This is a genomic window from Pseudomonas laurylsulfatiphila, assembly GCF_002934665.1.
GTDB lineage: Bacteria > Pseudomonadota > Gammaproteobacteria > Pseudomonadales > Pseudomonadaceae > Aquipseudomonas > Aquipseudomonas laurylsulfatiphila.
On record NZ_NIRS01000002.1, the window covers coordinates 753,946 to 775,055 of the forward strand.

Genomic DNA, 21,110 nt, shown 5'->3' on the forward strand with positions numbered 1-21,110 from the left:
AATGGTTTTCGTGAACGGCGTCAATGACTAGAATCTAAAGGCTGATAACGCAGACAACCAACGTTATTAAATCATCGAGGCATTCTGAAAACGCATGGACAAACTACGCCACGTGCCTTCATTGCAGGGCTTGCAGGCCCTGGTCGAGGTCGCCGGCTCAGGCAGCTTCACCCAGGCGGCGCAAAAGCTCTGCCTGACCCAAAGCGCCGTGAGCCGACAGATCCAGCAACTGGAGAGCCACTTCGGTGTTGCGTTGTTCGTGCGCAGCAGCCGCAGCCTGCAACTGACCCCGGAAGGCGACCAGGTGCTGGCCAGCGCTCGCACCATCCTCGAGCAATTGAGGTCGCTCGAAGACCGGCTCGCGCCAAAGCAACGTCCGTTCCGCATTCGCATGCACGTATCACTGGCGGTTCGCTGGCTGCTGCCCAAACTGAACGATTTCTACCGGCATCACCCGGACGTCTCCCTGGCAATCGAAACCGTGGCCACCGAAGTCGTGGAACCGGCCAGTGACAGCGACGCCTACATTCTCTATCTGCCTGAGCCGTCCACGGCGCCCGATTGCCTGACGCTGTTCGAGGAAGCCCTGGTGCCGGTGTGTGCGCCCGGGCTGGGCACCCCGACCCGGCCATTGGCTTCGCTGGAAGATCTGTCGGGGTTCGCGTTGCTGCACCGCTCCTCCGATCAACATGACTGGCAGCTATGGTTGTCAGCCAATGGCAGCAAGGCGTTGCAGGAGTATCGGCATATCCCCTTCAACCTCGACGAACTGGCACTCGATGCCGCCGCGCGGGGGCTGGGGGTGGCGATGACCGACATGACGCTGGCTGGCGAGTCGATTCAACGCGGCGAACTGGTGATTCCGTTTGGTGAGCCATTGAAGACCCGGGGGATTTACTCGTTGTGCCTGCAACCCTCGGCGGCCTCCCATCCGGCGTGCGCACCGGTCATGCAGTGGTTCACCGCACAAGCCACTGCATGACCCTGTGGCTGTATGCAAAATCTGTGAGCGACCAAATTCCCTGTGGGAGCGAGCCTGCTCGCGAAGGCGTCGAGTCAGTTGACATTTATTTCGCTGACACTCCGTCTTCGCGAGCAGGCTCGCTCCCACAGGGTTAGTGGGTGTACGCCGTATTCGTGAACGACCGAAATTACTGTGGGAGCGGGCTTGCCCGCGAAGGCGTCGGGTCAGTTGACAATTATTTCTCTGACACTCCGTCTTCGCGAGCAGGCTCGCTCCTACAGTCAATCATCCTCATGCAACTTGATCCCGCGCTTATGCAACACATGGGGCACCACCAACACCAGCAGCGTCAGTGCGAGAAAGAACGCCGAGATCGGTTGCGTGACGAACACCGTCCAGTCGCCCTGGCCGATGGACAAGGCGTTGCGCAATTGCTTCTCGGCCATCGGCCCCAGCAGCATGCCGACGATCACCGGGGCGACGGGGAAGTCGAACCGCCGCATCAGCACCCCGCCCCAGCCAATCGCCAACATCAGCAGCAGGTCGAAGGATGAGTGGCGCATGCCATACACGCCGATGGTGGCGAATACCAGGATGCCGGCATTCAGGTACGGCCGGGGGATCTGCAGCAGTTTGACCCACAGCCCCACCAGCGGCAGGTTCAACACCAGCAGGATGACGTTGCCGATGTACAGCGAGGCCACCAGCGTCCAGACCAGGTCGGCGGAGGTTTCGAACAGCATCGGCCCCGGTTGCAGGTTGTAGTTCTGGAACGCGGCCAGAAGGATCGCCGCGGTGGCGGACGTCGGGATGCCCAGGGTCAGCAGCGGCACCAGGGACCCGGTCGCGCTGGCATTGTTGGCCGCTTCGGGGCCGGCGACCCCTTCGATAGCACCCTCGCCCTTGTTGGCGGAAAACTCCTTGGGGTACTTGCTGAGCTTGCGCTCGGTGGAATAGGACAGAAAGGTCGGAATCTCCGCACCGCCGGCCGGAATCGAACCAAACGGAAAGCCGATCAGCGTGCCCCGAAGCCACGCGGGCACCGAGCGCTTCCAGTCGGCGCGGGTCATCCACAACGAGGTCAGGCGATGCCGCCCTTCGTTCGATTCCTTTTGATAAAGCAAGCTGTACAAGGCCTCGCCCACGGCGAACAAGCCGACCGCCACCAGCACCACCTCGATACCGTCCACCAGCTCGGGAACGCCCAGGGTGTAGCGGGCAATGCCCGAAGTCGAGTCCAGGCCGATCAAACCGATGGTCAGGCCGACGCCCAGCGAAGCAAACCCTCGCAGCATGGAAGCGCCGAGCACCGCCGACACGGTGGTGAACGACAGCACCAGGATCGCGAAATATTCGGTCGGGCCGAAATTCAGCGCCAACCTGGCCACAACCGGCGCAAACAGTGTCAGCAAAACCGTGGCGATGGTGCCGGCGACGAACGAGCCTATCGCCGCCGTTGCCAGCGCAGGGCCGGCGCGGCCATTGCGCGCCATCAGGTTGCCCTCCAGGGCCGTGACCATGGAAGACGATTCACCCGGGGTGTTGAGCAGGATCGAGGTGGTGGACCCGCCGAACTGCGCACCGTAGTAGATACCGGCGAACATGATCAGCGCGCCGGTAGGGTCGACCTTGGCGGTGATCGGCAACAGCAGGGCCACCGTCAGCGCCGGACCGATCCCCGGCAACACGCCGATAGCGGTGCCGAGCAGGCAGCCGATGAACCCCCACATCAGGTTGATCGGCGTCAGTGCTGCGGCAAATCCCATTGCCAGGCTTGAAAGAATGTCCACGGTGTCTATCTCCTTTCAAAGCCAGATGTTGATCAGCGACGGCAGGGAAACCCCCAGCCCGGCGTTGAACAGCCAGTAGATCGGCAGGGTCAGGGCAATGCCGATGGCCAGGTCCCGCAGCGGATGACGGCTGCCGAACCCCCGCGCCGAACAGGCGAACAACAACCCGGCGGCCAGCACAAAACCGATGAGGTTGATCAGCAGTGCCACCCCGACAAGCCCGGCGGTCACCCAGGCGGCGCCGGTTTTTCCACCGGGCACCGTGCCCGTGTCGTCGTTATCCAGCTCGCGAAAACCGCCGCTGAGCGCCTGATAGCTCAGCAACAGGCCCACACCGCCGAGAAACGCCGCCACCACATAGGGGTAAACGTAGGCCGGGAGGATGACAAAACCCATTTCCGGCGGAAACCGGTAGGCCCCCATCGCCAAGACGACGCTGATGGCGATCAGGCCGAGGCCGACCGCCAATTGCGTCGGCACCACTGCGCGCAGTGTGGCCATCTCAAAGCAGCCCGACCTTGACCAGCATGGCGTGCAACCGCACGTGTTCTTCGTCGACGAATTTGCCGAACTCATCGCCGGTCAACACGCTGGGCGTCCAGGCGTTGGTCTGGAGATTGTCCTGCCAGACCTTGCTGTTGGTGGCGGCCACGACCGCGTCGATCACCTCTTTACGCTGCTCCGGGGTGAGGCCCGCCGCACCGTAGACGCCGCGCCAGTTGCCGATCGTCACGTCATAGCCGCTCTCCTTGAGGGTCGGTGCGTCAATGCCGGGAACACGCTCCGGCGCGCCGATGGCCAGGACACGGAACTGACCGTTCTTGATGTACTGGCCCAGCTCGGCGAAACCGCCGGTGATCACCTTGAGCTGGCCGCCCAGCGCCTGGGCAACCACCTCGCCACCGCCACCAAACGCCACGTAGTTCACCTTGTTGACCGGCACGTCCAGCTTGCCCGCCAGCTCGGCAATGCCGATGTGATCCACCGAGCCCTTGGAACCGCCGCCCCAAGTGATGCTCGTCGGGTTGGCCTTGAAGGCCTTGATCAGGTCATCGAGGGTCTTGAATTCCGATTCCTTGCGCACGGCGATCACGTTGTACTCGGTGAACAACCGGGCAATGGGCGTCACATCCTTCAGGCTGATCTGCGACTTGTTCTGTTCGATGCCCGCGACCATGATCGCGCCGACCACCAGCAACGCATTCGGATCGCCCTTGGTGCTGTTGGCAAATTGCGCCAGCCCCAGGGTCCCGCCCGCCCCGCCCTTGTTCTCGAAGGTCACGGCCTTGGCGGTTTTGGCTTCAACCATGGCCTTGCCCAGCACACGGGCAGTCTGGTCATAACCACCGCCCACCGAGCCCGGGGCCATGAATTTCACGGTATCGAGCGCGAAGGCGGGTGCGACAAGCACGGCAGCGGTCAAACCGGCGGCCATGCAGCGACTGAAACGACGGATCAAAGCGGACATGGGCATCTCCTGATTGCATTGTTTTTATAGGTGCCGCTGGCCCATCGAGGTGTTCGATGAACAGGGGCCTGCGAACAAGCTTAGGCCATGGATCCGCGGGTTGATCTGTTTTATGGCGCTGCCCCCCCTGTGGGAGCGGGCTTGCTCGCGAAGAGGCCATCACATCCAACATTGATGCTGGCTGATACACCGCCTTCGCGAGCAAGCCCGCTCCCACAGGGTTTTCGGTGTTCTTTCCGACGTTTCATTACAACTTTGTAATCGAGTTGTTGGTCAGCTGTCCGGATCACACCGTTAGCCTGAACTCACTGCCAGGCCAACCACCGGCAGCCACCTCAACCCTGAAAAGAGAAACTTGTGATGAAACTGTTGATCCTTGGCTTTGCCGCCCTGCTCGCCACCGGTTCGGCGTTTGCCGCCACCCAGTCCACCTCGCCGGTCATCCACGACCAGGACGGCCTCTATGTCCCGGTGGAAGTGGCCAAAGTGCTGTCCATGACCGACCTCAACGGCAAGTGCGGCGTCGTGCCCGCGCAGTTCAACTACCTCGACCACCAGGGCCGCGAACATCAACTGGACTATCAGGTTCAGGGTGTGAACTGCCTTGGCGAGAACTGACCCGATGCCTGCCACCACCGCCGATCGGGCTACACTTGCGCCACTGATGCGCCCCCGTAGCCCGACCGAACCAGGCAGGTTTTCCATGAACATCCTCGTAGTCGAAGACGAACCCAAGGCCGGCAATTACCTGCTCAATGGCCTGCAGGAACTCGGATACACCGTGAACCTGGCGCGCGACGGCGTCGATGGCCTGCACCTGGCCCTGGAACACGACTTCGATGTGATCGTGCTGGACGTCATGATGCCGAAGATGGATGGCTGGGAAGTCCTGCGCCGCCTGCGCAAGGAAGCCGACACACCGGTGCTGTTCCTCACCGCCCGGGATGACATCGCCGACCGCATCAAAGGCCTCGAACTGGGCGCCGACGATTACCTGATCAAACCGTTTTCCTTCGCCGAACTGGTGGCGCGCCTGCGCACCCTGACCCGCCGCGGCCCTACCCGGGAAGACGAACACCTGCACGTCGACGACCTGCAGATCGACGTGCTCAAGCGTCGCGTCAGCCGCGCCGGTAACCGCATCACCCTGACCAACAAGGAATTTGCACTGCTGCACCTGTTCGCCACGCATCAGGGTGAAGTGCTGTCACGCTCGATGATCGCCTCGCGGGTCTGGGACATGAATTTCGACAGCGACACCAATGTCGTCGATGTCGCGGTGCGCCGCCTGCGCCTGAAAATCGACGATCCGTTCCAGCTCAAGCTGATCCACAGCGTGCGCGGCATCGGCTATCGCTTCGACACTCAACCTTGAATGCCCCCATGAATGCCATGACGCCGCTGCGATCCGCCTCCCGTCTCAGCCACTCCCTGACCCTGCGCCTGGCGCTGGTGTTTGCCCTGCTGGCGTTTGTCTCGCTGGCGCTGCTGGGTGTCGCGCTGTACCGCGACCTGGAGCGCGAGCTGGTCCGCCGCGACGACATTGCCCTGATCACCCGCATCGACCAGTTGCGCACCTTCCTCAACGACAGCAACACCCTGGACCTGATCAAGGCCAAACCGGCGCTGTTCCAGAACATGATGGGCAACCGCGAGGCCTTGTTGACCATCGGCACCCCTGGGCAACCGCCGTTGCTGGTGGTCAATCCGGGCAACCTGACAATGCCCGTGCTGACCCCGGTGGCGATGGATCATCGACTGACCCTGGACGACGTGCAGCATTTGCCCAACGTCAACGGCGTGCCGTTTTCCGCCCTGGCGGCGACCATCGACTCCGGAGACCTGGGCAGTCTGCAAGTGGTGACCGGGCGCCTGATGACCGAACGCACCGCCGTGCTCGCCGATTACCGGCTCAACGTCTACCTGTTCGCCACCGTGGCCGCGATTCTGCTGGCGTTGTCCGGTTATGTGCTGGTGCATCGCGGCCTGTTGCCGGTGCGGCGCCTGGCCCGCCACACCCAGAGCATCGACGTCGGCAACCTCAACGAGCGCCTCGACAGCCAGGGCGCACCGCTGGAGCTGCTGCCGATGATCGACGCCTTCAACGCCATGCTCGACCGCCTGGACAAAGGCTTTGTGCAATTGGGTCAGGTATCGACCGACATGGCCCACGAACTGCGCACGCCGATCAACAACCTGCTCGGCGAAACCCAGGTGGCCTTGCAGCAGAACCGCAGCACCGACGCCTATCAGCAGTTGCTGGCCTCCAATGTCGAAGAGCTTGAACGCCTGGCGCGCATGCTCGACAACATGCTGTTCCTGGCCCGTACCGATCCGCGCAGTGCCTTGCGCCAGCGCCAGGAACTGGATGCCGCCGACGAAATGCAACGCATGGCCGACTATTTCGAAGGCCCGGCGACCGACGTTGGCATCTGCATCAATGCCCACGGCAGCGGCTTGATCTGGGCCGAGCCCATGTTGCTGCGTCGTGCCCTGGCCAACCTGTGCGCCAACGCCATCAAGTACGGCGCGCCGCATTCCGAGCTGTGCATTCACGCCAACCCGACCGCCAACGGCATCCAGGTGCAAGTGCGCAACCACGGCCAGACCATCCCGGCGCAGCATCTGCCACGGCTGTTCGAACGCTTCTACCGGGTCGATGAATCCCGCGAGCGCTCGGCCCAGTCCAATGGCCTGGGCCTGTCGATCGTGGCGACGATCATGCAACTGCACAACGGCGCCTGCCATGTCAGCAGTGCCGACGGCATCACCTGCTTCGAACTGTTTTTCCCGGCGCGGCAACAACATGAGTAGCGCCCGCGCGAAACCGGCCGGACACTTTCGACAAAACATCGCTCAAGGGTGCGTGTCATGACCTAACCTCATTGGCTAAGTGACTAACAACCCGTCGAGCACGCCGATGTTCAATGTATGGAAGTCAATGATTTACGTCGCCTTCGCACTGCTGGTGGCGACCCCGGGATGGCTGTCGGCGGCGACCATGGCCGACACCCTTGCTCCCGCCCCCACCGCCCCGGTCATCAGCATTTCCGACAGCGAATTGCTTGGGTTGCAAAACCAGCTGAACAGCCTCAAGCAGCAGGTTTCCCAGGCCAGCACCTACACCCAGCTGGAAAGCTCACAGGACCTGGTGCTGGCACTGATCCAGAATATTGAACGCCTCTCCACATCGCTGTTGCCTGGACAGGCGCAGTTGCAGGCGCAACTCAACGTGCTGGGGCCAGTGCCGCTCGACGAGAACGCCCAGGTGACGTCTGCCATTACCACCCAACGAGACACCCTCGGCGAGCAAAAAGACAGGATCGACAACCAGCTCAAAACCCTGGCCGCGCTGAAAGTCAGTGCCGCCGAGCTGATCACCCAGATCGCCAGTATTCGCCGCAGCCTGCTGGAGGCGGAGGTGACCCAGCAGACCAACAGCATCCTGAACCCGCGGTTCTGGTCGCCATTGTTCGATCTTCCGCTCGATGACCGCCAACGTTTCAGCGCCCTCGTCCAGCAACTCAATGTCACGCACCAGGCGGCCTGGCAACCCGGTCAACGCGCAATCACGGCCTCCCTGCTGGTTCTGGCCCTGGTCATCTGGAGCCTGGGGCGAAAACTCGCCGGTCGGGGTCTGGCGTGGCTGTGCATTCATCGAATGCCCGAAGGCCGATTACGGCGCAGCTCCCTGGCATTGGCCTCGGTACTGGCGACGGTGCTGAGCGCCGGCATCGCCCTGCAGTTGCTGCACTTTGCCGCGACCCGCCAACTGCCCTACACCCCACTGCTGGCCGACCTGGCGCAATACCTGGAAAAGCTGGCCTATACCTGCGTGATGATCACCGGATTGAGCCGCGCGTTGCTGTCGACCAAACATCCTTCATGGCGCCTGCCCGATATCGCCGATCCGGTGGCGCTGGCGATAGAGCCCTACCCCAGGCGGCTGGCAAGCCTGCTGCTGGTGCTGGTGACACTGGTGCAGATGAGCAACGTTACCGGCATGAGCGCCGAAGTGGTGTTGTTCGGCCGGGGAATCGTGGCGTTGGTCGTGGCACTGGTGATCGGCGCGCTGCTGTTGCGCGTCAGCAAGACCCGGCGGGCGCTGATCGTTGCCGGAGAGAATCCCGAAGGCGTCACCACGTCCGCCGGCCTGATTTATGTGTTTGCCGGCATTGCCGTGGTGGTTTCCCTGTTCGCCCTGGTAATCGGTTACGTGACGATGGCCCGGTTCATCACCTATGAAATGGTGTGGATTTTCATCGTCTTCGCCGCGTTCTACCTGCTCACACAGGTGTACCAGGACACCTGCGAATCGCTTTTTTCACCCAGGCAACCTACCGGCAAGGCGATCAAACAGCTGCTGGGCATCGGTAATCCACGCCTGGAGCAGATCTGCACTGTGTTTTCCGGGGCGGGCCGCGCCATCCTGATGCTGATCGGCGTCATTGCGTTGTTTGTCGGCGGGATAGGTACGACGTTCGGGCAACTGGTCACCAGCACCGCGGCCATTCTCGGTGGAGAAGGGCTGCGCAAGCTGAACATCGTCCCGGACAACTTGATGCGTGCCTTCCTGACACTGATGATCGGTGTCTACCTGATTCGCACGCTACGCCGCTGGCTGGACGGCGAGTTCCTGCCGAAAACCGAGATGGACCCGGGCATGTGCGCCTCGCTGAGCACCCTGTTCGCCAACATCGGATACGCGTCGATCGTGCTGCTCACGCTGTCGTCGCTGGGGATCAAGTGGACCAACCTGGCCTGGATTGTCAGCGCCCTGTCAGTGGGCATCGGCTTCGGCCTGCAGGAGATCGTGAAGAATTTCATCTCCGGCCTGATTTTGTTGACCGAGCGCCCGGTGAAGGTCGGCGACCTGATCAGCATCAGTGGTGTCGAAGGCGACATACGACGGATCAACGTGCGGGCCACGGAAATACAACTCGCCGACCGCTCGATCATGATCGTGCCCAACTCGCACCTGATTTCGCAGAACCTGCGCAACGTCACCCTCGGCGGCAGCGCCCAGGGCGTGGTGATACTCGAACTGATGTTCCCGCTGGATATCGATCCGGAACTGGTGCAAAACCTGCTGATGGACAGCTACACCGAGCACGAATCCATTCTGGATAAACCGGCGCCGTTCTTGCGCTTCAGCCAGTTGAAACCGGAAGGCATCACCTTGACCATCACCGGCTACGTCGGCAGCCCGCGCACGGTCGGGGCGATCAAGAGCGAGTTGCTGTTTGAAATTCTCAAGCGGCTGGGTGCCGCTGGGATTGAACTGGCGAAACCGCCCCCTACCCCGTAACCCCCATCCGTAGGAGCTGCCGAAGGCTGCGATCTTTTGATCTTTGATTTTTAAAACAAGAGCAGAAGATCGCAGCCTTCGGCAGCTCCTACAGGTTCATCAGTGGGCGATGCACACCGACTTGAGCTCGGTGTAGGCCTCGATCACCGCGCGACCGAACTCGCGGCCCATGCCCGATTGCTTGACGCCACCGAACGGCATTGCCGGGTCGAGCAACACGTGGGCGTTGACCCACACCGTACCGGCTTCGATACGTGGCACCAGGTTCATGGCTTTGCCCAGGTCGTTGGTCCACAGGCTCGCGGCCAGGCCGTAGCGGTTGTCGTTGGCCAGTTCGATCACGGCGTCTTCGTCGTCGAACGGCATCACGCCCAGCACCGGGCCGAACACTTCTTCGCGGGCCACGGCCATGCTGTGGTCGATGTCCGCCAGAATGGTCGGCTGCACGAAGAAGCCATCGCCTTGCAGCAACTCACCGCCAGTCACCACCCGCGCACCTTCCTGGCGGGCCAGTTCGATGTGCTTGAGCACGCTTTGTTGTTGCTTGCGCGACACCAGCGGGTTGATCGCCGCGTCGCCGTTCATGCCCGCGCCAATCGGCATCGCCGAGACGGCGGCGGCCAGGGCCTCGACGAATTTGTCGTGGATCGAGCGGTGCACATAGAAGCGCGATGCCGCGGCGCAGACCTGGCCGTTGTTCAGCAAGCCACCGAGGATCGCGCCTTGCACGGCTTTTTCGATGTCGGCATCGGCGAGCACGATCATCGGGTTCTTGCCGCCCAGTTCCAGGGAGAAGCGCGTCATGTTTTCCATGCACGCCACGCCGACGCTCTTGCCCACGGCGGTGGAACCGGTGAACGACACCTTGCTCACCCGTGGATGCGAGGTCAGCACGCCACCGACCGAGGCACCGCCACCGGTAACCACGTTGAACACGCCGGCCGGGATGCCCGCTTCCAGCGCGAGTTCGGCCAGGCGCATGGCGGTCAGCGGGGTTTCCATCGCCGGCTTAATGATGACGGTGCAACCGGTGGCCAGGGCCGGCATCAGCTTCCAGGCGGCGATCAGCAGCGGGAAGTTCCACGGCACGATGCCTACCACCACGCCCACCGGTTCACGCTTGGTGAACGCAGTGAATTTGGCGCCCGGTGGCAGCGGTATCGACACGTCGAAGGTCTGCCCTTCGATCTTGGTCGCCCAGCCGGACATGTAGCGCATGAACTCCACGGTGGCGTTCAGGTCCAGCGCGCGAGCCATGTTGATCGACTTGCCCTGGCTCAGGGTTTCCAGCTGGGCCAGTTCTTCGGCGTGTTCTTCGACCAGGCGGGTGAAGTTCAGCAGGATGCGCTCTCGGTCGGCCGGGCGCAGGCTCGACCACACGCCGGATTTGAACGCCTTGTGCGACGACTGTACGGCGCGCTCGACGATCTCCAGCGGCGCATCCAGGGTTTCGCACAGGGTTTGCCCGGTGGCCGGGTTGACCACGGCGATGCTGTCGCCTTCGGCAAACACCCACTGGCCGTCAATGAAGCAGCCGTGACGACGTTCGAGGAATGCAGCCACCTGGGGCAGGATTTCAACGTTGCTCATAAATCACCTTTCATTCAGGTGCAGGAGCCGACTCAAGGCCGTCTTCGCTGGCAAGCCAGCTCCTACAGGGGTTGGTGGTTGTCAGGCGCAAATTCGACTGATCAGTGTTGTTCTTTGAGGAAGCACGCAACCGCCTGGCGGTCGTCGGCGGACGCCAGGCCCATGTACGGCATGTAAGTGCCCGGCACGAAGGCCTGGGGCTGGGTGATCAATTGCGTGATGTTCTCGGCTTGCCAGCTGACGTCTTTGTCGCGCATGGCCTGGGAGTAGCTGAAGCCCGGCAGCGAGCCGGACTTGCGCCCGTACACACCGAAAAGATTCGGCCCCATCATCCCGGTCGTACCCTTGGTCACCGCATGGCAGACACTGCATTCAGTGGCAAACACTTCGGCACCACGCGGGGTATCCGTGGCGCACTCGGCGGCAGACACCGCCTGAACCAGGGTGAAGGACAGCAAGCCGATGAGGGGCAAACGCAGCGAAGTGAACATAAGAAAACGCCCTTGAAAATCCACGCGCTCGCCAGCAGGCGAACGCCAACACCAAAAAATGCCGAGGCCAGGGTGCTTCGGCAGCTTGGTGGGGATTGTCGGTGGTCGCCGGCACGCAGGTTTTGCCCTGCGTGCCAGTTATGTTGGCCGGGCTGCCAAACCGGACAATCTGGCATGCACAACCAACTAATTGGCAAACAGGGAAAAGGGCAAACGAAAGCCGCGACTTAGTATCCGGGCAGACCGCAAACCTGCGCTCAAGAACAAGAACGGATGCCACACCATGCTCAAGTCCCCCTTGCTTCGTCTCTCGACGCTCGCGCTGATGATCAGCGCCGGCCAGGCCAATGCCTATGAGCTGTACGCCGATGATGACAGCCATCTGAACGCCACCCTCGAAGCCGCGTTCGGCATTTTCCACAGCCAGGAAAACTACGCCCTGTCCGGCCGTCTCGACGAAGGTTCGTCGTCGTGGCGCGAGGGCTACATCAAATACGGTTTGAGTTTCGACAAGGGCCTGGGCGGTGCGGGCACGGCTTACGGCGCGGGCAACCTGCTCAGCTCCGGCACCTGGGGCGACGGCGATGCCGCCGGTTTCAGCGATGGCACCGAACGCACCACCAAGTTCGAAGACGCCTACCTCGGCTGGCGTTCGGCCGATCTGTTCAGCGCCTTGGGCAAGGACGGTATGGACCTGTCCTTCGGCCGCCAGAACATCGTGGTCGGCGATGGCTTCCTGATCGACGGCGACGCCCTGAACATGGGCAAGGGCCTGGCCGACGGCGAGTTCAACCGTGGCGGCGCCTACTACCTGGCCGCTCGCAAAGCCTTCGACGAAACCGCCGTATTGCGTCTGGGCGGCAAGGAAGGCTGGCGCAGCGACCTGATGTGGCTCAAGTCCGACAACCGCGCCCAGGCCAAGACCGAAATGTACGTCGGCACCCTGGAGCACGTGGCCGAGGCCGGCACGGTGGGCCTGACCTACATCAAGACCACCGACATTGACGAGCAGTACGCCTCGCCGATCCAGCTCGAACGCGACGGCATGAAGACCTACAGCGTGCGCGCGGCGGGTAATGCCGGGGTGAAGGACCTGTTCCTGTCCGGCGAATACGCCAAACAGGACAAACCCCACGCCGCCACCGAAGACGCCTGGTACCTGGAAGCCGGCTGGACCTTCTCCGACGCGATCTGGACCCCGAACGTCAGCTACCGCTACAGCCGCTTCTCGGAAGGCTACGACACCTTGTTCTACGGGATGAGCCGGGGTTATGGCACCTGGTTCCAGGGTGAAGTGGCGGGCAACTACGCCGGGCCGTTCAACAGCAACTCGCGGATTCAGAACGTCGGGCTGAAAGTCTCGCCGCTGGAAAACCTTAACCTGGGCGCGCTGTACTTCAACTTCGACACCATCGACCGCAGCCTGGGCAATACCGACGGCCACGAAGTCGACCTGTATGCCGAATGGCACGTCAACGACCACCTGACCGTGATGCCGCTGGTGGGCATCTACCAGCCGGACAAGAGCGCCGAAAACGGCGGCACGCAACTGGGCAACAACGACCGGAACGTCTACGCCCAACTGCTGTTCGTCACCGGTTTCTAACCTCGGTCGTGGGCAATGGCGGCGTCATTGCCCACGTGGAAAAAGGTATTTCCAATGCACAAGAAACTCCTGACGATCCAGAGCAAGATCGCCCTCCTTGCCGGGCTCTGCCTGTTGCTGGTCGTCGGCTTGTTGATGGGCTTGTCGCTCTATCAGACCCACAAGAGCAGCCAGCAGGTTGCGCAAGCCAGCGGTGACATGCTCGCCAATGCGGCCAGGGAACACATGCAGGCCCTGGGCAAAGTGCAGGCCATGCAAGTGCAACGCACCTTCATGCAGACCCACGAATACGGCCAGGGGTTATCGCGCTACCTGTTGTACCTGCGACAGCTGCAACAACAGGGCAGCCTGACCCGCCCGCAACTGCGCCGGGAGCTGAGCACCCAGCTTCACCAGGCCCTGATCGACAAGCCCGACCTGCTCGGGCTTTATGTCATTTTCGAACCCGGTGGACTTGACGGCGACGACGCCGGTTTCGCCCACCAGGCAGACATTGGCAGCAACGAAACCGGGCGCTTCGCCCTGTATTGGGTGCAGAGCAAACCCGGCGAACTGCAAGCGGTGATCGGCGACGAAGGCCTGCTCGCCAACACCGAGCCGGGGCCGAGCGGCGCGCCCTACAACGCCTTCTATACGTGCGCCCGCGACACCCGTCAGGCCTGCGTGCTCGAGCCTTATTTCGACGAGGCGTCCGGCAGCCGCAAACTGGTGACCAGCGTGGCCTTCCCGCTGCTGGAAAACGGCAAGGTGATCGCCGTGGTCGGGCTCGACATCAACCTCGCCGCCCTGCAACAGAACAGCCAGGCCAGCGCCCGTCAGTTATTCGAGGGCAATGGTCAGATCAGCATCGTCAGCCCGCGCGGGGTGATCTCCGCCAACAGCCAGGACGTCAGCCGCCTCGGCCAACCAATAGACAGCGCCGAGGTGATGGACGCCTTGCGCCAAGGCAAACCGAAGGTGTTTGTCGACGCCCAGCAAATCAAGGTGCTTGAGCCGCTGTCACCGATTGCCGGCGCCGCGCCCTGGGGCGTACTGGTCGGCGTGCCGCAAGACGTCTTGCTGGCGCCGGTGACCACCTTGCAAAAGGAACTCGATGCCCAAGGCGTGCAAAGCACCGCGCTGGAGTTGCTGCTCGGTGGCGGTTCGGCCCTGCTCGGCCTGCTGTTGATCGGCTACACGGCGCGGCGCATTACCCGGCCGCTGCAAGTGCTGACCCGCGTATTGGAGGATATCTCCCTCGGCGAAGGCGACCTGACCCGGCGCCTGCAGGTGCAATCGCGGGATGAAATCGGTCAACTGGCGACCGCCTTCAACCGCTTTGTCGAACGCATCCACCAGTCGATGCGCGAGGTGTCCTCGGCAGCCCTCGGCGTCAATGAGGGTGCCCGGCGCGTGCTGAATGCATCGAACGCTTCGCTGAGCAATTTCGACGATCAATCCACCCGCACCAGCAGCGTGGCGGCGGCGATCAACCAGTTGGGCGCGGCCGCCCAGGAGATTGCCCACAACGCCAGCGATGCCTCGCACCAGGCGTCCGGTGCCCGGCAACAGGCCGAGGACGGACGCCAGGTGGTGCAACGCACGATCGAGGTGATGCACGAACTGTCGGGCAAGATCAGCGCCTCGTGCGCCAACATCGAAGTGCTGAACGACAAGACCGTGAACATCGGGCAGATCCTCGAAGTGATCAAGGGCATCTCCCAGCAGACCAACCTGCTGGCGCTCAACGCGGCCATTGAAGCGGCGCGGGCCGGTGAAGCGGGCCGTGGTTTTGCGGTAGTGGCGGACGAAGTGCGCAGCCTGGCCGGACGCACCCAGGCCTCGGCGCTGGAGATCCAGCAGATGATCGAAGAGCTGCAAGTGGGCGCACGGGAATCGGTCACCACCATGACCGAGAGCCAGCGCCACAGCGAAGAAAGCGTCACCATCGCCAACCTCGCCGGCTCCCGCCTGGGCAGCGTGACCCAACGCATCGGCGAGATTGACAACGTCAACCAGTCCGTGGCCGCCGCCACGGAAGAACAGACGGCGGTGGTCGAGGCCCTTAATGTCGACATCACCCGGATCAACACCTTGAACCAGCAAGGGGTGGAGAATTTGCAATCGACATTGCGGGCTTGTACCGAGCTGGAGCAACAGGCCGGGCGGTTGAATCAGTTGGTGGGAAGTTTTCGGATCTGAGACTTGGGTTGCCTGACACGCAGACATCGCGGGCAAGCCAGCTCCCACACTGGATTTTTGGCGTACTCACTTCTTGTATTCACCTGAGATCCCTGTGGGAGCGAGCCTGCTCGCGATGAGGCCAGCACATCCAACACCACCGTCGCCTGACACCCCGCCTTCGCGAGCAGGCTCGCTCCCACATTTGGATCTCTGCCATGCACAAATCTTGTGTTCACCAGAGATCCCTGTGGGAGCGGGCTTGCCCGCGAAGAGGCCAGCACAGCCAACATCCTTGCCGACTGATACTCCGCCTTCGCGAGCAGGCTCGCTCCCACATTTGGATCTCTGCCATACACAAATCTTGTGTTCACCAGAGAACCCTGTGGGAGCGGGCTTGCCCGCGATGAGGCCAGCACAGCCAACATCACCGTCGCCTGACACCCCGCCTTCGCGAGCAGGCCCACATCTGGCACCCACAACCAATCACATGGCACACACGCACACCTGCCGCGCCACACCCCCGGCGTAGTATCGAAGTCGACCTCTGGGGCACAACCCGCTCCAAAGTGCCCTGCAATGCAACGCTGAACCCCTCCACATCTCACTAAAACAATAAATCGGCCTTCGGGTCGCGGGAGATTTCTGTGCTCAAGAAAAGTGCGCTGGGCTGGCCAAAGATTGCCGGCCTCGGAATTGCGTTGGTGGTGGCCGGGCAGTTTTCCGGCTGGAACTTCGGGCTGGCGGCCGGTGGCTGGCTGAACATGCTGATCGCCACGTTGCTGATGGCCCTGCTCTGCGGCGGCCTGGCCTTGTGCGTGGCGGAACTGTCCACGGCGTTGCCGAGTGCCGGCGGCGTGTTCGTGTATGCGCAAAGTGCGTTCGGGCCGTTCGTGGGGTATCTGGTCGGTGTCGCCTGTGCCTTGGCGCTGACCATCGGCACCGGGGCGGCGGCGACGTTCATTTGCGCCTACACCGAATCGATTTTCGGCCTCGGTGGCTGGCCGGTGAAAATCGCTCTGTTTGCGGTGATCATCGGCATCCACATGCGCGGCGTCGGTGAGGCCATGGGCCTGACCTTCATCGCCGGCATCATCGCCGTGGTCGCCCTGCTCACCTTTGGCGTGGCCATGGCGCCCCATGTCGAACTGGCCAACTTGCTGAAACTGCCCGCCAACGTCGCCACTCCGGTCAGCCTCGGCGGCATCTTCGCCTGCGTACCCTTCGCGATCTGGTTGTTCATCACCGTCGAGCAAACCGGTTCGGCAGCCGAGGAGGCGCACAACCCCGGCCGCACCATGCCGCGGGGCATTCTGGCGGCGATCGGCACCTTGCTGGTGACGGCGCTGGTGGTGCTGGTCTGCGCACCCGGTGCCGGTGGTGTCGAGCTGGTCGGTTCGGCAGGTGATCCGCTGTACGCCGCGATGTCCGGCAACAGCGCCTTCGGTGACGGCTCCTGGCTGGCCAAGGTGATTGGCTGCGGCGCGGTGTTCGGCCTGATCGCTACCTTCTTTTCGCTGGTGTTCGCCGCGTCTCGGCAGTTGTTCGCCATGGCCCGCGACGGCCTGTTCCCGCAATGGCTGGGCAAGACCGGCCAACGCGGCACGCCCTGGCCGGCGCTGTTGCTGATCGGCGCCATCGGCCTGCCGTTGTCCGAAGTGGACCCGGCCACCGTGATGCTCGCGGTCGTGCTGCTGCTCAACGTTTGCTACCTGTTCATCTTCGCCGCGTACCTGCGCATCAAGACCAGCCAGCCTGACCTGCCTCGGCCCTTCACCTTGCTCGGCGGCAAACTGGTTGCCTGGCTGGGCCTGGCCCTGACGCTGGTGGTGATCGCCGCCTGCTTCCAGCTCGACCTGCTGATGCTGATCGCCCTCGCCGTGACCTTCAGCCTGTGCCTTTTCAACTACCTGCTGCGCAACCGTCGCACCACCGCCCTCGAGGTTCCGGACCATGCCTGAAGACACTCTGCTGCAACGCCGCCATCGCGTACTGGGCAGCGCCTCACCGCTGTTCTATGACAACCCCTTGCACTTGGTGCGTGGCGAAGGTGTCTGGCTGTTCGACGTCGACGGTCGTCGCTACCTCGATGTCTACAACAACGTGCCCTGCGTCGGTCACTGCAACCCTCACGTGACCGAAGCCATGCACCGCCAGGCCAGCACGCTGAACATCCACACCCGCTACCTCGACGAGCAAGTGGTGCGCTATGCCGAACGCCTGACCGCGACCTTCGGCGAACCGCTGGACACCGCGATGTTCACCTGCACCGGCAGCGAGGCCAATGAGCTGGCGCTGCGCCTGGCACGCTTTGCCAGTGGCGGCACCGGCATCATCGTCAGTGACTACAACTACCACGGCAACTCGGCGTCGCTGGCGCAAGTCACCACCGCCCTGCCCTCGCCGGAACCCTTCGCCGCCCATGCCCGCGCCGTGCCGATTCCGTGCCTGTACCGGGCACCGGCTGGCACCACCGAGGCGCAACTGGCCGAGCAATACGCGGCCAATATCGCGGCGGCGATTGCCTCGATGCAGGCCCAGGGCATTCGCCCGGCCGCGTTGCTGATCGACACCCTGTTCGCCAACGAAGGCTTGCCACGGGTGCCGGCCAGTTTCGTCAACAAGGCCGCCGCGCTGATCCGCGCCGCCGGCGGTCTGTTCATCGCCGACGAAGTGCAGTCCGGCTTCGGCCGTACCGGTGATCACCTTTGGGGTCATCAGGCCCACGGCGTGGTACCGGACATCGTCACCCTCGGCAAACCCATGGGCAACGGCTATCCACTGGCCGGGCTGATCACCCACAAGGCCCTGGTCGAATCCTTCGGGCGCCATGCGATGTATTTCAACACCTTCGGTGGCTCGCCCGTGGCGGCGGCGGTCGGCATGGCGGTGCTGGACGTGATTGAGCAACAGCAACTGCTGAAAAACGCGCAAGACGTCGGCGCTTACGTGCAACAACGCCTGCAAGCGCTAGCCACCAGGCACTCGATCATCGGCGACGTGCGCGGCAAGGGCCTGTTCTTCGCCATGGAACTGGTGCGCGACCACGCCAGCAAGGAGCCGGCCGGCCTGGAGGCGCGCAAGGTGGTCAACGACATGCGCGAGAACGGCGTGTTGATCAGCAAGATCGGCGCCGGCGACAACATTCTGAAGCTACGGCCGCCGCTGGTGTTCGGCCGCGATCATGCCGACCTGTTTGTCGACACCCTGGACCAAGCCCTGAGCGCGATTTGAGGCCCTGCCATGACTGAATTCCACACCCTGCCACACGACCAGCAAGTCGCCCGTCTGCACGAACTGGCGCGCCATGCCCTGCAACAATGGGACGGCGAGTTCGCCGACATTGAACTGGTGAAGTTTCGCGAGAACGCGGTGTTCTCCGCCCACCGCCACGATGGTCAGCGGGTCGCCTTGCGCATCCATCGCAATGGCTATCACTGCGAAGCCGCGCTGCGTTCCGAGCTGCAATGGATGGAGGCGCTGGCCGGCGCCGGAATCACCGTGCCGCAAATCATCCGTGCGCAGAATCAAAGCCACCTGGTCGAAGTCACCCATCAAGCCATCGGCGAGCCGCGCCACATCGACATGCTCGCCTGGCTGCCGGGCGCCACCGCCGGCACCTCGGAGAACGGGGTGCAGGCCGATACCGAAATCGATTTTCTGTTCCGTGAGGCCGGCGCGATTGCCGCGCGCATTCACCTGCATTCGGCGGATTGGCAGCAGCCGGACGAGTTTGTCCGGCATGCCTGGGATGAAGAAGGCTTGATCGGCGTCAATCCGTTCTGGGGGCGTTTCTGGGAGCTGGAACAACTCAACGATGAGCAGCGGGATTTGCTGCAACAGGCCCGGCGCACAGCGCGCAAGGACTTGCGTCAGTACGGTCGACACCTGGGCAATTTCGGCATGATCCACGCCGACCTGGTGCCCGAGAACCTGCTGATCGAAGGCCCGCGCTTGCGCCTGATCGACTTCGACGATGCCGGGTTTGGCTGGCACATGTTCGAGTTGGCCACGGCGCTGTACTTCTGCCTGGATGACCCGCGCTACGAGCAAATCAAGACCGCGCTGCTCGACGGCTACCACGCGGTCAAGCCGCTGACCGAGGCGGATCGCAAGACCCTGGCGCTGTTCCTGATGCTGCGTGGCACCACGTACCTGGGCTGGATTCACACCCGCCAGGGCACGCCGACAGCGATTGAAATGGCGCCGATGTTGATTGAGCGGGCTTGCTGGTTGGCTCGGGAATATTTGCAGTTCTGATACACCGCCTTCGCGAGCAGGCTCGCTCCCACGAGTGATTTCTGTCGTACGCAAATCTTGTGTACGACAGTGACCTCCTGTGGGAGCGAGCCTGCTCGCGATGAGGGTCTTACATTCAAAATGAATGTCGACTGACACGCCGCCATCGCGAGCAGGCTCGCTCCTACAATATTGATCTCTAGCCAGCCGGATCCAGCCTGTCCAGCGCCCGATTCACCGCCAACTCCCCCAGCATGATCACTTGCGCGATGCCCAGCAGGGTGTTGCGGTGCGAGCCTTCCAGAAAACCCGCCAGGTCATTGGCCATGACACTCGCCGAGGCCAGCGATTCGCAGGCGTGGGCCAGCAGGGTTTCGGTGTCGATTTGCGGGTTGATGGTGAACATCGAGGAGGGTTTGTGCGGGGTGGCCATGATGTGCAGGGCCGGGTTTGGGCAGGAATCGTTGCCTGGTGGATCAGGTGTAACCTTGAGCATGACTTTCATTTCCGTTGTGATGCTGCCACGTCGTCGCTGCTAAACGAGGGGTGGCGGCTGTACGCAGGTTAGCAGACCGGGGAAATGAAGAAAGCCGGCGCGCCCGAGGGCGCCCTGCGCACAGCTGCCATCAAAAGCAGGTATGGAATACCTGCCTGACGGACACTCGTACGATCTTCAAATACCACGGGCTGCTAAACCCGATCACTGGAAATCAGTGACGCGGACCAAGTTACCGATGGCCTCCAAGGCGCACAAGCCGGCGGATTCTGGCGTAGCTGTAGGCTATGCCGCAAGGTGTTGTAGCTTGCAGGAAGTTACTCCTACAGCCGTTAAACAAGCTCTTCGAACTGGCACCGCCATCGCGAGCAAGCTCGCTCCCACAGTGGATTTCAGTGAACTCAGAACTTGTGTTCGACGACGATCCACTGTGGGAGCGGGCTTTGCCCGCGAAGAGGCCATCACTTCCAACATCAATGTTGACTGACACGCCGCTTTCGCGAGCAAGTCGGATCGCCGCACCGCCGCTCCCACAGTGTTCGTGGTTAGGCGGGGCGATCGACCTGATCCAAAGCCCGATTCACCGCCAACTCCTCCAGCATGATCACTTGCGCGATGCCCAGCAGGGTGTTGCGGTGGGTGCCTTCCAGGAAACCCGCGAGGTCATTGGCCATGACACTCGCCGAGGCCAGCGATTCGCAGGCGTGGGCCAGCAGGGTTTCGGTGTCGATTTGCGGGTTGATGGTGAACATCGAGGAGGGTTTGTGCGGGGTGGCCATGATGTGCAGGGCCGGGTTTTGGCAGGAATCGTTGCCTGGTGGATCAGGTGTAACCTTGAGCATGACTTTCATTTCCGTTGTGATGCTGCCACGTCGTCGCTGCTAAACGAAGGGTGGCGGCTGTACGCAGGTTAGCAGACCGGGGAGACACGAAACCGGCGCGCCCGAGGGCGCCCTGCGCACAGCTGCCATCAAGTGCAGGGATGGGGAATACCTGAC

16 protein-coding genes and 2 pseudogenes are annotated in these 21,110 nt (G+C 62.6%); 11 read left to right on the forward strand and 7 right to left on the reverse strand.

Going from position 1 to position 21,110, the window contains the following annotated elements; all coding sequences use genetic code 11:
• Positions 1-94: 94 nt before the first annotated feature.
• Positions 95-982 (forward strand): LysR substrate-binding domain-containing protein, encoded by an 888-nt coding sequence (locus CD175_RS09145; RefSeq protein WP_104448620.1) that lies wholly within the window; start codon positions 95-97, stop codon positions 980-982.
• 263 nt (positions 983-1,245) lie between these two features.
• On the opposite strand, the gene CD175_RS09150 is transcribed toward CD175_RS09145, so the two are convergent.
• From CD175_RS09150 to CD175_RS09160, 3 genes are read right to left on the reverse strand one after another with little or no spacing between them, the layout of a single operon-like run.
• Positions 1,246-2,754 (reverse strand): tripartite tricarboxylate transporter permease, encoded by a 1,509-nt coding sequence (locus tag CD175_RS09150; protein WP_104448621.1) that lies wholly within the window; start codon positions 2,752-2,754, stop codon positions 1,246-1,248.
• Positions 2,755-2,769: 15 nt separating this feature from the next.
• Positions 2,770-3,255, reverse strand: a complete 486-nt coding sequence (locus CD175_RS09155; protein ID WP_104448622.1) for a tripartite tricarboxylate transporter TctB family protein — start codon at positions 3,253-3,255, stop codon at positions 2,770-2,772.
• Position 3,256: 1 nt separating this feature from the next.
• Positions 3,257-4,222, reverse strand: a complete 966-nt coding sequence (locus CD175_RS09160) for a Bug family tripartite tricarboxylate transporter substrate binding protein (RefSeq protein ID WP_104448623.1) — start codon at positions 4,220-4,222, stop codon at positions 3,257-3,259.
• A 360-nt stretch (positions 4,223-4,582) separates the two neighbouring features.
• On the opposite strand from CD175_RS09160, the gene CD175_RS09165 reads away from it, so the two are divergent.
• From CD175_RS09165 to CD175_RS09180, 4 genes are all read left to right on the forward strand, one after another.
• Complete coding sequence (locus tag CD175_RS09165; RefSeq protein ID WP_104448624.1) at positions 4,583-4,840, forward strand: DUF2790 domain-containing protein; 258 nt, start codon at positions 4,583-4,585, stop codon at positions 4,838-4,840.
• An 85-nt stretch (positions 4,841-4,925) separates the two neighbouring features.
• On the forward strand, positions 4,926-5,597 hold the full coding sequence (locus CD175_RS09170; protein ID WP_007979096.1) for a heavy metal response regulator transcription factor: 672 nt from the start codon (positions 4,926-4,928) through the stop codon (positions 5,595-5,597).
• A gap of 8 nt (positions 5,598-5,605) precedes the next feature.
• Entirely contained in the window at positions 5,606-7,036 is a 1,431-nt protein-coding gene (locus CD175_RS09175) for a heavy metal sensor histidine kinase (protein WP_104448625.1), read from the forward strand.
• Positions 7,037-7,142: 106 nt separating this feature from the next.
• Entirely contained in the window at positions 7,143-9,530 is a 2,388-nt protein-coding gene (locus tag CD175_RS09180; RefSeq protein WP_104448626.1) for a DUF3772 domain-containing protein, read from the forward strand.
• Between the two features lie 99 nt (positions 9,531-9,629).
• Here CD175_RS09180 and CD175_RS09190 read toward each other — a convergent pair whose 3' ends face one another.
• Both CD175_RS09190 and CD175_RS09195 read right to left on the reverse strand, forming a co-directional pair.
• Positions 9,630-11,120: an aldehyde dehydrogenase family protein gene (locus tag CD175_RS09190; protein ID WP_104448627.1), complete on the reverse strand. Its 1,491-nt coding sequence runs from the start codon at positions 11,118-11,120 to the stop codon at positions 9,630-9,632.
• 101 nt (positions 11,121-11,221) lie between these two features.
• Complete coding sequence (locus tag CD175_RS09195) at positions 11,222-11,611, reverse strand: c-type cytochrome (protein WP_104448628.1); 390 nt, start codon at positions 11,609-11,611, stop codon at positions 11,222-11,224.
• Between the two features lie 283 nt (positions 11,612-11,894).
• On the opposite strand from CD175_RS09195, the gene CD175_RS09200 reads away from it, so the two are divergent.
• The 6 genes and pseudogenes from CD175_RS09200 (at position 11,895) to CD175_RS09230 (ending at position 19,637) form a co-directional block, all read left to right on the forward strand.
• Positions 11,895-13,217 carry an alginate export family protein gene (locus CD175_RS09200; protein WP_104448629.1) on the forward strand — a complete coding sequence of 441 codons (1,323 nt, stop codon included), beginning with the start codon at positions 11,895-11,897 and terminating at the stop codon, positions 13,215-13,217.
• A gap of 273 nt (positions 13,218-13,490) precedes the next feature.
• Positions 13,491-14,000, forward strand: a pseudogene (locus CD175_RS32075) (cache domain-containing protein); the annotation flags it as partial.
• Between the two features lie 375 nt (positions 14,001-14,375).
• Positions 14,376-15,398: pseudogene (locus CD175_RS32080) on the forward strand (methyl-accepting chemotaxis protein); the annotation flags it as partial.
• A gap of 626 nt (positions 15,399-16,024) precedes the next feature.
• The gene (locus tag CD175_RS09220) at positions 16,025-17,338 is read left to right on the forward strand and encodes an amino acid permease (RefSeq protein WP_104448632.1); all 1,314 of its coding nucleotides are present in this window, start codon (positions 16,025-16,027) and stop codon (positions 17,336-17,338) included.
• Positions 17,331-18,611, forward strand: a complete 1,281-nt coding sequence (locus CD175_RS09225) for an aspartate aminotransferase family protein (protein WP_104448633.1) — start codon at positions 17,331-17,333, stop codon at positions 18,609-18,611. Before CD175_RS09220 ends, CD175_RS09225 begins: the two co-directional genes overlap by 8 nt.
• Positions 18,612-18,620: 9 nt before the next feature.
• Positions 18,621-19,637, forward strand: coding sequence for a phosphotransferase enzyme family protein (locus CD175_RS09230; RefSeq protein WP_104448634.1), 1,017 nt, complete (start codon positions 18,621-18,623; stop codon positions 19,635-19,637).
• Positions 19,638-19,815: 178 nt separating this feature from the next.
• On the opposite strand, the gene CD175_RS09240 is transcribed toward CD175_RS09230, so the two are convergent.
• Together CD175_RS09240 and CD175_RS09245 are read right to left on the reverse strand one after the other, a co-directional pair.
• Positions 19,816-20,112, reverse strand: coding sequence for a DUF6124 family protein (locus CD175_RS09240; protein ID WP_104448635.1), 297 nt, complete (start codon positions 20,110-20,112; stop codon positions 19,816-19,818).
• A 545-nt stretch (positions 20,113-20,657) separates the two neighbouring features.
• Positions 20,658-20,954: a DUF6124 family protein gene (locus CD175_RS09245; RefSeq protein ID WP_104448636.1), complete on the reverse strand. Its 297-nt coding sequence runs from the start codon at positions 20,952-20,954 to the stop codon at positions 20,658-20,660.
• Between the last annotated feature and the right edge of the window lie 156 nt (positions 20,955-21,110).